Source organism: Janthinobacterium sp. PC23-8 (genome assembly GCF_002250505.1).
Lineage (GTDB): Bacteria > Pseudomonadota > Gammaproteobacteria > Burkholderiales > Burkholderiaceae_D > Janthinobacterium.
The window spans coordinates 2,623,464-2,636,484 of the sequence record NZ_NJGY01000001.1 but is presented as its reverse complement, the minus strand read 5'-3'; the positions used below and the strand labels follow the sequence as shown (position 1 = coordinate 2,636,484).

Annotated in this window: 11 protein-coding genes; 6 read left to right on the top strand and 5 right to left on the bottom strand. The window is 64.4% G+C overall.

The annotated features are described in order from the left end of the window. Nucleotides 1–2: 2 nt before the first annotated feature. From CD932_RS11340 to CD932_RS11320, 5 genes are all read right to left on the bottom strand, one after another. Nucleotides 3–743, bottom strand: coding sequence for an MgtC/SapB family protein (locus CD932_RS11340; RefSeq protein WP_094442730.1), 741 nt, complete (start codon nucleotides 741–743; stop codon nucleotides 3–5). 3 nt (nucleotides 744–746) lie between these two features. Continuing rightward, complete coding sequence (locus CD932_RS11335) at nucleotides 747–995, bottom strand: hypothetical protein (protein WP_094442729.1); 249 nt, start codon at nucleotides 993–995, stop codon at nucleotides 747–749. Next, nucleotides 995–2,815, bottom strand: a complete 1,821-nt coding sequence (locus tag CD932_RS11330) for an aminopeptidase P family protein (RefSeq protein WP_094442728.1) — start codon at nucleotides 2,813–2,815, stop codon at nucleotides 995–997. The genes CD932_RS11335 and CD932_RS11330 overlap by 1 nt, the downstream gene beginning before the upstream one ends. A 63-nt stretch (nucleotides 2,816–2,878) precedes the next feature. Continuing rightward, a complete protein-coding gene (locus tag CD932_RS11325; RefSeq protein ID WP_094442727.1) occupies nucleotides 2,879–4,963 on the bottom strand; it encodes a DUF4132 domain-containing protein in 2,085 nt (694 codons plus the stop codon). Next, entirely contained in the window at nucleotides 4,953–5,651 is a 699-nt protein-coding gene (locus CD932_RS11320; RefSeq protein WP_094442726.1) for a Crp/Fnr family transcriptional regulator, read from the bottom strand. The genes CD932_RS11325 and CD932_RS11320 overlap by 11 nt, the downstream gene beginning before the upstream one ends. 173 nt (nucleotides 5,652–5,824) lie before the next feature. On the opposite strand from CD932_RS11320, the gene CD932_RS11315 reads away from it, so the two are divergent. From CD932_RS11315 to CD932_RS11290, 6 genes are all read left to right on the top strand, one after another. Next, a complete protein-coding gene (locus CD932_RS11315) occupies nucleotides 5,825–7,756 on the top strand; it encodes an AMP-binding protein (protein WP_094443592.1) in 1,932 nt (643 codons plus the stop codon). A gap of 14 nt (nucleotides 7,757–7,770) precedes the next feature. Continuing rightward, on the top strand, nucleotides 7,771–8,631 hold the full coding sequence (locus CD932_RS11310) for an ABC transporter ATP-binding protein (protein ID WP_254926553.1): 861 nt from the start codon (nucleotides 7,771–7,773) through the stop codon (nucleotides 8,629–8,631). Between the two features lie 41 nt (nucleotides 8,632–8,672). Next, nucleotides 8,673–9,569 carry a branched-chain amino acid ABC transporter permease gene (locus tag CD932_RS11305; protein ID WP_176460987.1) on the top strand — a complete coding sequence of 299 codons (897 nt, stop codon included), beginning with the start codon at nucleotides 8,673–8,675 and terminating at the stop codon, nucleotides 9,567–9,569. Nucleotides 9,570–9,645: 76 nt separating this feature from the next. Then, nucleotides 9,646–10,704 (top strand): branched-chain amino acid ABC transporter permease, encoded by a 1,059-nt coding sequence (locus CD932_RS11300; protein ID WP_094442723.1) that lies wholly within the window; start codon nucleotides 9,646–9,648, stop codon nucleotides 10,702–10,704. 52 nt (nucleotides 10,705–10,756) lie between these two features. After that, the gene (locus CD932_RS11295; protein WP_094442722.1) at nucleotides 10,757–12,076 is read left to right on the top strand and encodes an ABC transporter substrate-binding protein; all 1,320 of its coding nucleotides are present in this window, start codon (nucleotides 10,757–10,759) and stop codon (nucleotides 12,074–12,076) included. Nucleotides 12,077–12,131: 55 nt separating this feature from the next. Beyond that, on the top strand, nucleotides 12,132–12,977 hold the full coding sequence (locus tag CD932_RS11290) for an ABC transporter ATP-binding protein (RefSeq protein ID WP_094442721.1): 846 nt from the start codon (nucleotides 12,132–12,134) through the stop codon (nucleotides 12,975–12,977). Nucleotides 12,978–13,021: the final 44 nt, after the last annotated feature.

The window sequence follows — 13,021 nt, the reverse complement described above, 5'->3', positions numbered from 1 at the left end:
TCTTAGTTGCGGGCATGCGACAGCTGGAAGCCGGCAATGCCGTCGAAAGCGGCCAGCTCGACCGACATGGCGGACAGGCTGGCGCCCGTGTTCTTGCCATGGGCGATGGCGACAAAACGCCATTCCTGCATGCCGTCGGTGCTGCCGATGGTCAGCGAGCCGCCCGCGATGTCGTAGCCGCGCTTGGCGGCCATGTGCCGCAGCGCGTCTTCGCGTGGCACGAAGTCGCGCTTGAAGCGCATGGTGATGGCCACGGCATGGCGCGAGGGCAGCCAGTTCTCCAATTTTGACAGAAAAATCATCGCCATCGCGCACAGGAAGGCCAGGCCCATGGCCGACAGGTAAAAACCGATGCCCACCATGATGCCGATCACCGACGAGGCCCAGATCGAGGCGGCCGTCGTCAGGCCGCTGATATTGAAGCCTTCGCGCATGATCACGCCGGCGCCCAAAAACCCCACGCCGGTGACGATGCCCTGGATCACGCGCGTCGGATCGCTGCCGACGATGTTGCCATGGCCGCCGTACCAGAATTCGGGGTAGCCGCCGAGCACCGTCAGCGCGGCCGAAGCCATGCACACCAGGCCGTAGGTGCGCATGCCCGCCGCGCGCCCGTGATACGAGCGCTCGTAGCCCACCAGCAGGCCCAGCGCCAGCGCGCCGAGCAGGTTCATCAGGATCACGCCATTGGTCGCCAGCTCGGCCGGCGACCAGTAGGCGCGCAGGAAGTCGATGGTCGGCATCGCCTACGGTTTCTTGCTCAGCTGCTTTTCAAACGCCACATCGAGCTTGCTGACCCGGCGCGCCTTTTGCGGACCCAGGCCATTGACGAAGGCGACAAAGGCGTCCAGTTCCAGCGGCTCGCACAGGGGCGGCAGGCCCGGACCTTCGGTGAGGAAAAACAGTTCGTCGCCGGTGCGCGCCATCGTGTAGAGGCGGTTGCCGCTGCGTTCCTTGAGCCGCTCGATGGCGGAGGTGGCGCGTGTCGACCGCATCAGATGGCTCCCGTGCGTTGTTCCAGCCACGCCAAAGCGTCGCCGGCCAGGTGCGGCGCCAGGCGCGCGCGCACGGTGGCGTGATAGTCGTTCAGCCAGGCCGCCTCGTCGTCGCGCAGCAGGCTGCGCTCGACGCAGCGCGTGTCGATCGGGCACAGGGTCAAGGTCTCGAACTTCAAAAATTCGCCGAACTGCGAAGACTCGCCGGCCACCGCCGTTACATTCAGCACCAGGTTCTCGATGCGGATGCCCCACTGGCCGGGGCGGTAGATGCCCGGCTCGACCGAGGTGATCATGCCTGGCTCCATCGCCGTCTGCGGCTCGGGCATGGTCGATTGCGAAATCGACTGCGGCCCTTCATGGACGTTCAGGAAAAAACCCACGCCATGGCCGGTGCCATGGCCGAAATCGATGCCTTCGGCCCACAGCGGCGCGCGCGCGATCGCATCCAGCATGGGCGACTTCACGCCGCGCGGGAACTGCGCGCGCGACAGCGCGATCATGCTGCGTAACACCAGCGTGAAATCGCGCCTGTGTTCGGCCGTGATGGCGCCCACCGGCACCACCCGCGTGATGTCGGTGGTGCCTCCCAGGTACTGGCCGCCCGAGTCGATCAGCAGCAGGCCATCGCCCTCGATGGTCGCTGCGCTGCCCGCCTGCGCGTGGTAATGCATGATGGCGCCGTGGGCGTTGAAGCCGGCGATGGTACCGAAGCTGGGGCTGACAAAGCCGGCGCGGCGCACACGGCACGCCGTCAGACGTTCGTCGACGCCGATTTCCGTCAGCGGCGCGCGCTGCGGGTCGGCCAGGGTGCTATCCAACCAGCTGAAAAATTCGCACAAGGCCGCGCCGTCCTGCTCCATCGCCGCGCGTACATGGGCCGCCTCGCTGTCGCTCTTGCGCGACTTGGCCAGGGTGGTGGGGTTGATCGCCTCGATCACGCGCACGCCGTCGGCCACCGCCTGGCGCGTGCCGTAGGTGACGCGGCGCGGGTCGAGCAGCAGGCTGGCGCCGGCCGGCAAGGCTGCCAGCGCGTTTGCCGCCTGCGCATATGGCGCCACGTCGACGCCCTGCTCTTCCAGGGTCGCACGCAGGTCGGCGGGCAGCTTGCCATCGGCGACAAACAGGGTAGTGCGCTGCGGTCCCACCAGCGCATGGGCCAGGAACACGGGGTTGTAATTGACGTCGGCGCCGCGCAGGTTGAACAGATACGCGATATCGTCGAGTGTGGAAATGACATGGTGGCTGGCGCCGTGCGCGCTCATGGCCGCGCGCAGCGCCGCCAGTTTTGCCACACGCGGCAAGGCCGGATACGGCGCGCCATGCTCGAAGATGGCGGCCATGGGCATGCTTGGCCGATCAGTCCACACGGTGTTCAGCAGGTCAATGTCGGTGCGAAGAACCACGTCCGTTCCCAGCGCCTGGCGCAGCAGGCGCGCATTGGCCAGGCCCAGCACGGCGCCGTCGACGGCCACGGTTTGCCCGGCTTGCATGGTGCTACCTAACCAGTCGATGAACAGTACGCTGGCGCCGGACGGGATTTTTTTCAGTGCGATACCGCTGCCGGCCAGTTCGGTTTCCGCCTGTTCCCAGTAGCGGCCATCGGTCCATACGCCGGCAAAGTCGGACGTGACGATCAGGGTGCCGACCGAGCCCGTAAAGCCGGACAGCCACTCGCGGCCCTGCCAGTGCGCGGGCAGGTATTCGGACAAGTGCGGGTCGGCCGAGGGCACGATCAAGGCATCGATCTGCTGCGCGCGCATGGCGGCGCGCAGCAGGGTCAAACGGGAGGCGGGAGTACTGGTGACGGATGTCTGCATGGCGGCGAAAAGGTGCGGTGCTGGGAAGCGATCATGATACTCCGATTGCCGGCGATGCTGTACTCAGCAACCATGGCGGCGCCGCTGGAGCAGCTGGCCGGCCAGACCGGCGATTTTTTCCAGCAGCGCCTCGTCGTGCGGCAGCCAGGGCACGGCGCCCAGCTTGCCACCCCCGGCCGGCACTTCCACCATCACCTCGGCGCCGTCCAGCGTGACCCTGCCGGTGGCCAGGTGGATCGCGTGCCGGCCCACCATCAGGTGACGCGCTTCGAGCGCCATGTACCCGTCCCCGATCTGCTGCGCAAACACCTGCTCCAGCACTGCGCGCCGCATACCCACCATCGGCCCCGTTTCAAGGCTGGCCAGGTAAGCCAGCCGCTGTTGGCGCTGCGCGCCTGGTTCTTCCCCGGCCAGCGCAAACGCACTGGCGCTCGCCAGGAGGTCCACCGCGCGGCACGCTTCCGAATACGCCACCGGCGCCATCTGCCCCGGCGCCACCGCCTGCCAGCGGCTGGCCACGCGCTCCTGCGCCAGCAGCGCGCCCGAGGTGCAAGCGCCTTGCGCGCCGGGATAAATGCGCCCCTCCAGCAGCAAGGTCACGCGCCGGGCGCCGAACTGGCGCGACAGGCCTGCATCGTCGAGCCGCCAGCCTTCGCGGCGCGCCAGGCCCAGCAAGGTGCGCACCGACAGCAGCAGGCCGGCAAACGGTTCGCTGCCATCGTCGGGCGGCAGATACACTTCGCGGTAGGCCTGGCGCACGCTCTGGCGCACGCGCCGCTGCGTGAGCAGCGCCTGCCAGCTGGCGCGCTCTTCTACGCTGCCGTGCAAGGGATGCCACAGGCCGATCTCGCCTTGTCCAGGCAATGCCAGCGGCTGCTCCTGCGCATCGATGGCGCCTTCCCCGTCGAGCATAAAGGCCACGCCATCGCTGCTGCGCCAGATCAATGCGCGCGCCACCGTGTCGATATCGGCGTCGCCGAGCAGCGTGCGCCACTGCGCCAGGGGCAGCCACACTTCGCTGGCGTAGCCCGCTTCCAGGCGGCGCGCCAGCATGGCCTGGCGCCGCTTGCCCATGGGGCCCGGCATGCCGGCCCGCCAGGCGATATCGGGCCGCTCGGCCAGCGCCCGTTCGGCCGGTTTCAGATTGCGTTCCAGCTTCTTGCGGATACCCGCATGGCGCACCTGGACCAGTGCCGTGCGCAGGGCCAGCAGGCTTTCCGGCGTGGGAATGGTTTCCACCGCATGGCCCAGCGCCATCGCCAGCGACTGCGACGGCGCGCTCTTCGCCGTGCCGGGCGCCACGCACGCCAAAGGCAGCAAGGTGGTGATCACGGGGCCGAACCAGGCTTCGTCGCGGTAGGAAGCCAGCCGCGCGGCGCGCGCCAGCACTGGCGTATCATCCGTGGCAAAGGCGGCGTCGGCGGCATACGGCACGCTGCCTTCATGGATGGCGGCAATATGGCGCGCCGCCTGCTCCAGTACCGTGCGCGCAAACTCGATATAGGCGGCGTCGCCGGCCAGCACTTCGGCCGGGTCCGGCTGGCCAATGCTGTCGCGGTTCCAGAAGCTGCTATGGCGCGAGCCGGCCAGCGCCAGCACGGAAGCTTGCGACAGCTGCGACAGCACGGCCAGTTCCTGCAAGCTCAAGGGCATCGGATAACGGGCGTGACGCTCCTCCATCACCTGCGCAAATTGCGCCGGGGCGTCGCTACCGGCCAGGCGCGCCAGCAGCCAGGCCTGGTAGGGCCGCTCGGCCCAGCGCGATGACTCACCGAGGATGCGCCGCGCCTGCGCCGCCGTGCCTGCCGGTGCCTCGCCCTGCAGGCAAGCCACGCAGCCAATGACATACTCCCATTCGCCGTTGTCGTCACCGGCCGCGTCGAGTGCATCGAGGAACAGGTCGCCGGCCAGCAGCGGCGCCAGCCCGGCCTCGCTCACCTGTTCCAGCAAGGTCCGCCCCAGCTTGAACCGTGCGATATCGTCGTGGCCAAAGCTCGCAGCGCGGTGCAGCGCGCCCCAGACCACACCGAGTTCCTCCGGCGTCCAGTCGGTGAAATCAACCGGTGGCCCGGTAAAGCGCGCATGGTCGACCAGGGCGCCTTCAAGGCGTGCGCGCAGCGCCGTGGCGCGGGTGGAATCAGGTGGCATCGCTGGCCTCGTAGCGGCGCAAGCCCTCGAGATCGAGCACGCGGATGCCGCCGTAATCGAGGCGCAGCAAGCCCTGTTTTTCCAGCACCTGCAAGGCCTGGTTGGCGCGCTGGCGCGAGGAGCCCGACAGCAGGCCGATCTCCTCCTGCGACAGCTGCACCAGGGTGTCCACGCCCGGGTACAGATGCGAATTGAACATCGACGCCAGGCAGCGCGCCACGCGCGTGTTCAGGTCCAGCAGGCGATCGTTTTCCACCATGCCGATAAACTGGCCCAGGCGCTCGTTCAACTGCATCAGCAAAAAGCGCGTAAACGGCAGGCTGGTATCAAGCAGCCAGTGAAAGGTCGATGCCGGCAAGCGCGCCACGCGCGTGTCGCGCAGGGCCATGGTGTCGTATTTGCGGATCTCGTTTTTCAGCAGCGAGCCTTCGCCAAACCAGCTGCCGGGCGGCACGCCGATAAACGTCATGGCCTTGCCGGAAGCGGAAAAATTATTCATCTTGACCATGCCGCTGATCACGCCAATCCAGTACCCGGCCGGCTCGCCCTTGCGGCAGACAAAGCCGCCTTTCGGCACGAACGCTTCCACGGTATCGGCTTCCACGCGCGCCAATTGATCGGCGTCAAGTAACTGCGCCCAGTTGGCCGCGCGCACGGCGTCTTTGAGACTGATATCGGCTGATTTCATTTGTGCAATGCACCATCGAAAAGTGGGCAAATGTCCCCGAAAAGACAACTCGTCATGACGACGCAAGCTACTATCATTGCACAAACGCTGCACACATAAAAACACAGAGTGCCACACAACGAGGTGGCGCCTGAGACACGCAACAGGAGACACTGGTGCAAAACAATACCGCAATGCCGACTTTTCCCCGGCGCCTGCTGCAGCATGCGGCCGTGCGTCCCGACAAACCGGCCTTCCGCGAAAAACACTTGGGCATCTGGCAAACCTGGAGCTGGCAGGACGTCAACGCCGAAGTACGGGCGCTGGCCTGCGGCCTGGCCGCCATCGGCTTCCAGCGCGGCATGAACCTGGCCATTATCGGCGACAACCGCCCGCGCCTGTACTGGGCCATGCTGGCCGCGCAAAGCCTGGGCGGCGTGCCCGTGCCGTTGTACCAGGACGCGCCGGCGCTTGACATGGCCTATGTGCTGCAGGACGCGCATATCCAGTATGCCATCGTCGAAGACCAGGAACAGGTCGACAAGCTGCTCGAACTGACGTCCCTGTATCCGCACGTGGCCCATATCGCCTATGACGATGAACGCGGCATGCGCCACTACCGCCAGCCCGAACTGATTTCCTTTGCCGGACTGCAGGCGCTGGGCCGCGAGTATGACCGCGACCATCCGGGCTTTTTCGAAGCAGCGGTGGAAGCGGGCCGCGGCACCGATTCAGCGGTAATCCTGTACACCTCGGGCACCACCGGCAAGCCGAAAGGCGTCTGCCAGAGCCACACGGCATTGCTGTGCGCCGGTGAAGGCGGCGTCGCCTTCGACAAGCTGACCGACAACGAAGACATCCTGTCCTACCTGCCGATGGCCTGGGTCGGCGACTGCCTGTTTTCGCTGGCGCAGGCGATGGTGGCCGGTTTCACCGTCAACTGCCCCGAATCGGGCGACACGGTGATGATCGACATGCGCGAAATCGGCCCCACCTGCTACTTTGCGCCGCCGCGCGTGTTTGAAAACATGCTCACCAGCGTGATGATACGGATGGAAGACGCCAGCAGCATCAAGCGCCGCCTGTTTGGCCATTTCATGGACGTGGCCAGGCGCTGCGGCGCGCAGATTTTGGACGGCAAGCCGGTCTCGCTGATGGACCGCCTCAGCTACCAGCTGGGCAATGTGCTGGTCTACGGCCCGCTGAAAAACGTGCTGGGCCTGTCGCGCGTGCGCGTGGCGTACACCGCCGGCGCCGCCATCGGCCCCGACCTGTTCCGCTTTTACCGCTCGATCGGCGTCAACCTCAAGCAGCTGTACGGCTCAACCGAAACCTGCGCCTATGTGTGCCTGCAGCCGGACGGCAATATCAAGTTCGACAGCGTGGGCCTGCCGGCGCCCGGCGTGGAAGTGAAACTGGCGGCCAATGGCGAAGTGCTGGTCAAGTCGCCGGCCACCATGAGCGGCTATTACCACCGCCCCGAAGCGACCGCCGAAGTGATCGACGCCGACGGCTATTTTCATACGGGCGACGCCGGCGTGTTCGACAGCGAAGGCCACCTGAAGATCATCGACCGCGCGGCCGACGTCGGCAAGCTCAATTGCGGCGCCATCTTCGCGCCCAACTATATCGAAAACAAGCTCAAGTTCTTCCCCTTCATCAAGGAAGTGGTGGCCTTCGGCCATGGCCGCGATGAGGTCTGCGCCTTTATCAATATCGATATCGAGGCGGTCGGCAACTGGTCCGAGCGGCGCGGCATTGCGTACGCCGGCTACACCGACCTGGCCGCGCGCGAAGAAACCTATGGCCTGGTGCGCGACTGCATCGAGCAGGTCAACGCGGAACTGGCGGCCGACCCGCTGATGGAGCGCACGCAGGTGCACCGCTTCCTGGTGCTGCACAAGGAACTCGACCCCGATGACGACGAACTGACCCGCACGCGCAAGGTGCGCCGCAAGTTCATCGCCGAAAAATACGCGGTGCTGATCTCGGCCCTGTACGAGGGCAAGAGCTCGCAATTCATCGAGACCCAGGTCAAGTTCGAGGATGGCCGCACTGGTTCCACCAGCGCCGACCTGCAGATCTGGAGCAGCAAGACCTATCCGGCCCTGGGCCTGGCAGCATGATGGAGCACGGCACGATGCTAATGAACGAACCCGATGTCCACTTCGGCGCGCAGCGCAAGACCGGCCCCGTGATCCTGGACCTGAAAAATATCTCCTTGTCTTTCGGCGGCGTGAAGGCGCTGACCGATATCTCGTTCGACGTGAAGCAGCACGAGATCCGCGCCATTATCGGCCCCAATGGCGCCGGCAAAAGCTCGATGCTCAATGTGATCAATGGCGTCTACCGTCCGCAGCAGGGCGAGATCATCTACCGCGGCGAACACCGGCGCGGCATGGACTGCTACGAGGCGGCCAGGTCCGGCATCGCGCGCACGTTCCAGAACATCGCCCTGTTCAAGGGCATGACGGTCTTGGACAACATCATGACGGGCCGTAACCTCAAAATGAAGTCGAACTTCCTGCTGCAGGCCCTGTACTGGGGCCCGGCGCGGCGCGAGGAAATAGAGCACCGCAAGAAGGCCGAGGAAATCATCGACTTCCTGGAAATCCAGGCGATCCGCAAGACGCCGGTCGGGCGCCTGCCCTACGGCCTGCAAAAGCGCGTCGAGCTGGGCCGCGCGCTGGTGGCCGAACCGGAGATCTTGCTGCTCGACGAGCCGATGGCCGGCATGAACGTGGAAGAAAAACAGGACATGTGCCGCTTTATCCTCGACGTCAACGACCAGTTGGGCACGACCATCGTGCTGATCGAGCACGACATGGGCGTGGTGATGGATATCTCGGACCGGGTGGTGGTGCTCGACTACGGCCGCAAGATCGGCGACGGCACGCCGGACGAGGTGCGCAGCAACCAGGATGTCATCAACGCGTACTTGGGCGGTGTAGCCGGGAATTCAGGCAGCACGCTGCCGGCCGGCGAAACGACCTGCCCGTAATCGGGCAGGGCTATGCTCACACCATTGGAAACCTCATGAATATCAATTTTTTCTTTGAAGTGCTGATCGGCGGCCTGCTGTCGGGCGTGATGTATGCGCTGGTGGCGATCGGCTTCGTGCTGATCTACAAGGCCTCGGGCGTGTTCAATTTTGCGCAAGGCGCGATGGTGTTTTTCGCCGCCCTCACCTGCGTCGGCATCATGGACAAATTCGGCCTGTCGCTATGGCTGGCCATCCCTTTGACCATGGTGGCCATGATCGCTCTGGGCATGGCGATCGAGCGGGTGGTGCTGCGACCGCTGGTGAACCAGCCCGAGATCACGCTGTTCATGGCCACCATTGGCCTGGCGTTCTTTATCGAAGGCCTGGCGCAGCTGATGTGGGGCTCGCAGGTACATAAACTGGACCTGCCGATCGAAGACGTGCCGATGCAGTTCCTGATGGATCACTTCAACATCATCATCTCGCAGTTCGATGTGGTGGCCGCCGGCATCTGCGCGCTGCTGGTGACCTGCCTGGCCCTGCTGTTCTCGAAAACCAAGGTGGGCCGCGCCCTGCGCGCGGTGGCCGACGACCACCAGGCGGCGCTGGCCGTGGGCATTCCGCTGCAGCGCATCTGGGCCGTGGTGTGGGGCGTGGCGGGCCTGGTGGCGATGGTGGCGGGCCTGTTGTGGGGCGCGCGCAATGGCGTGCAGTTCGCGCTGACCTTTATCGCCCTGAAAGCCTTGCCGGTGCTGATACTCGGCGGCTTTACCTCGGTACCGGGTGCCATCGTCGGCGGCCTGATCATCGGCGCGTCCGAAAAGCTGGCCGAAGTGTATATCGGCCCGATGGTGGGCGGCGGCATCGAAGGCTGGTTCCCGTATGTGCTGGCCTTGCTGTTCCTGCTGGTGCGCCCGGAAGGCCTGTTCGGCGAAAAAATCATCCGGCGCATCTGACGCCTGCGCATCTGACGCCTGCGCATCTGACGCCTGATTATGCACAACGCTACCGCACCCTCGCAAAGGACTTACCATGATTTACCGTGAAGCCGGACAATTCAAGACCAGCTACCAGGACGACAACCAGATCTTCCCGATCCGCCAGGACCGCCTGGCGTTGACGGCAACATTGACTGCCGCCGTGTTCCTGCTGCCGTATTTCGCCTCGCCCTACATCCTGTCGGCGATCATGATCCCCTTCCTGATCTTCGCGCTGGCAGCTTTGGGCCTGAACATTTTGACCGGTTACGCCGGCCAGCTGTCGCTGGGCACGGCCGCCTTCATGGCCGTCGGCGCGTTTGCCTCGTATAACTTCATGGCGCGCCTGCCCGGCCTGCCGCTGCTGGTGTCGTTTATCCTCGGCGGCCTGTGCGCGGCCATGGTCGGCATCGCCTTCGGCCTGCCCTCCTTGCGCATCCGCGGCTTTTACCTGGCTGCCTCCACCCTGGCGACGCAGTTCTTTGTGATCTGGTGCCTGACCAAGATCCCGTATCTGACCAACTACAGCTCCTCGGGCGTGGTGACGGTGCAGGGCATGCAGATCCTCGGCTACCAGTTCGACACGCCGCAAAGCAAATACCTCTTGGTGCTGGCCATCGTGGCGGGCATGGCGCTATTGGCCAAGAACATGATCCGCTCCAACGTGGGCCGCTCGTGGATGGCGGTGCGCGACATGGACATGGCGGCCGAAGTGATCGGCTTTCGGCTGATGCGCACCAAGCTGCTGGCGTTTGCCGTCAGCTCGTTTTATTGCGGCGTGGCCGGCGCCCTGTATGCCTACGCCTACCTGGGCACGGTGGAGCCGGAAGCGTACAACCTCGACCTGTCGTTCCGCATCCTGTTCATGATCATTATCGGCGGCGTCGGCTCGATTCTCGGCTCGTTCCTGGGCGCCGCATTCATTGTGCTGCTGCCGGTGTTTCTGAACATCGTCGCCCATGGCCTGTCGCTGCCCACCAGCGTGGCCTCGAACCTGGAACTGATGGTGTTCGGCGCCCTGATCATCTTCTTCCTGATCGTCGAGCCGCACGGCCTGGCCAGGCTGTGGCAGATCGCAAAAGAGAAGCTTCGTTTATGGCCGTTCCCGCACTAAATTGCAGTCGATGTCGCTTGAATTGAACACCAATAAAACAAGAGGAGACACAATGAAACACATCAAATCGCTCATGCTGGCCACCGCCTTTGCCACCGCAGGGTTCACCATCGCCGGCACAGCGCAGGCGCAAGTGCAGGATCAGTACATCGCCCTGCCGTCCTACCGCGTGGGGCCGTATGCGGCCGGCGGCTCGGGCTTTTACGGCGGCATCATCGACTACTTCAACCTGGTCAACCAGGCCGGCGGCGTCAATGGCGTCAAGATCAGCTGGGAAGAATGCGAGACCGAATACAACCCCTCGCGCGGCGTGGAATGCTACGAGCGCCTGAAAACCAAACAGGGCGGCGCCACCCTGGTCGAGCCCCTGTCGACCGGTGTCGCCTACGGCATTCTCGACCGCGTGGTGCAGGACAAGATCCCGATGACCATGATCGGCTACGGCCGCTCGGACGCGGCCAACGGCAAGGTCTTCCCGTATGTGTACCCCTTGATCTCCAGCTACTGGAGCCAGGCCGCCGCCATGATCAAATACCTGGGCGACAAGGAAGGCGGCATGGACAAGCTCAAAGGCAAGAAAATCGTCCACCTGTACCACGACTCGGCCTTCGGCAAGGAGCCGATGCCGGTGCTCGACGCGCTGTCGAAACAGTACGGCTTCGAGCTGATCAAGATACCCGTCGCGCCACCGGGCAGCGAGCAGCAGTCGCAATGGCTGCAGATCCGCCAGGCCAAACCCGATCACGTCATCCTGTGGGGCTGGGGCGTGATGAATTCGGTGGCCATCAAGACGGCGCAGCGCAACGGTTTTCCGCGTGAAAAAATGCTCGGCGTCTGGTGGGCCGGTTCCGAAGAAGACACGATCCCGTCGGGCGACGCGGCCAAGGGCTACAGCGCCATGACGTTCAACACGCCAGGCAGCTACCCCGTGCTCGACGATATCCGCAAAAAACTGTACGCGTCCGGCAAGGGCAACCTGGCCGACCAGTCACGCATCGGTTCGGTCTACCACATGCGTGGCGTAACGGCCGGCATCCTGTGGGTCGAGGCGATCCGCACGGCGCAGGAAAAATTCGGCAAGGGCAAACCGGTCACCGGCGAACAGATGCGCTGGGGCCTGGAAAACCTGAACGTCGACGAGGCGCGCCAGAAAGCCGTCGGCGCGCTGGGCATGTTCCCTGCCGTGAAAACCAGCTGCGACGACCATGAAGGTTCGGGCGCCGTGAAAGTGCAGCAGTGGGATGGCAAGAAATGGACCGCCATCACGCCGAAATGGATCGTCGGCGACAGGGCGCTGGTGCGCAAACTGGTCGATGAATCCTCGGGCAAGTATGCCGAAGAGAAGAAGATCACGCCGGCGTGCATGAAGTAAGCGTAACCGGACCGGCCGCTGCCGGTCCCTTGTCTGACATTTTGAAGAAACAGCCATGACATCCACTGCCACGCAAGTCCCGGTCAAGGCGGACGCCGCGCCGCCCTATTTGTCGGTCAACAATATCGAAGTCATCTACGACCACGTGATCCTGGTCCTGAAAGGCGTGTCGCTGCAGGTCCCGCAGGGCAAGATCGTGGCGCTCCTGGGCGCCAATGGCGCCGGCAAGTCGACCACCCTGAAGACCATCTCGACGCTGTTGCGCGGCGAACGCGGCGACGTCACCAAGGGCGAAGTGCAGTTCAAGGGCGAGCGGGTCGACCAGCTGACGCCGAATGAACTGGTGAAACGGGGCCTGTCGCAGGTGATGGAAGGACGCCACTGTTTCGGCCATCTGACGATCGAGGAAAACCTGCTGACGGGCGCCTACACGCGCAGCATTTCGCGCGGCGAACTGAAGGATGCGCTGGAGAAGGTCTACCACTACTTTCCGCGCCTGAAAACGCGGCGCGCCAGCCAGGCCGGCTACACCTCGGGCGGCGAGCAGCAGATGTGCGCGATCGGCCGTGCGCTGATGGCCAAGCCGTCGATGATACTGCTCGACGAGCCGTCGATGGGTATCGCGCCGCAGATCGTCGAAGAGATCTTCGGCATCGTCAAGGATCTGAACCACAAGGAAAACGTGTCGTTTCTGCTGGCCGAGCAGAACACCAATGTGGCGCTGCGCTATGCCGACTTTGGCTACATCCTGGAAAACGGCCGCGTGGTGATGGAGGGCCAGGCACAGGACCTGGCCAGCAACGAGGACGTCAAGGAATTCTACCTGGGCGTGTCGAGCGCCGGGCGCAAGAGCTTTCGCGACATGAAGTTCTACCGCCGCAGGAAACGCTGGCTGGCCTGATCAACAAAACCCATGACTGCAACGCGCCTGGCCAGCACGGACCG

What these genes read in the sequence shown, in the direction of transcription:
- CD932_RS11295 (WP_094442722.1), top strand. Translation starts at nt 10,757, where the DNA reads ATGAAACACATCAAATCGCTCATGCTGGCCACCGCCTTTGCCACCGCA.
- CD932_RS11300 (WP_094442723.1), top strand. Translation starts at nt 9,646, where the DNA reads ATGATTTACCGTGAAGCCGGACAATTCAAGACCAGCTACCAGGACGAC.
- CD932_RS11340 (WP_094442730.1), bottom strand. Translation starts at nt 743, where the DNA reads ATGCCGACCATCGACTTCCTGCGCGCCTACTGGTCGCCGGCCGAGCTG.
- CD932_RS11330 (WP_094442728.1), bottom strand. Translation starts at nt 2,815, where the DNA reads ATGCAGACATCCGTCACCAGTACTCCCGCCTCCCGTTTGACCCTGCTG.
- CD932_RS11315 (WP_094443592.1), top strand. Translation starts at nt 5,825, where the DNA reads ATGCCGACTTTTCCCCGGCGCCTGCTGCAGCATGCGGCCGTGCGTCCC.
- CD932_RS11335 (WP_094442729.1), bottom strand. Translation starts at nt 995, where the DNA reads ATGCGGTCGACACGCGCCACCTCCGCCATCGAGCGGCTCAAGGAACGC.
- CD932_RS11290 (WP_094442721.1), top strand. Translation starts at nt 12,132, where the DNA reads ATGACATCCACTGCCACGCAAGTCCCGGTCAAGGCGGACGCCGCGCCG.
- CD932_RS11325 (WP_094442727.1), bottom strand. Translation starts at nt 4,963, where the DNA reads ATGCCACCTGATTCCACCCGCGCCACGGCGCTGCGCGCACGCCTTGAA.
- CD932_RS11310 (WP_254926553.1), top strand. Translation starts at nt 7,771, where the DNA reads ATGCTAATGAACGAACCCGATGTCCACTTCGGCGCGCAGCGCAAGACC.
- CD932_RS11320 (WP_094442726.1), bottom strand. Translation starts at nt 5,651, where the DNA reads ATGAAATCAGCCGATATCAGTCTCAAAGACGCCGTGCGCGCGGCCAAC.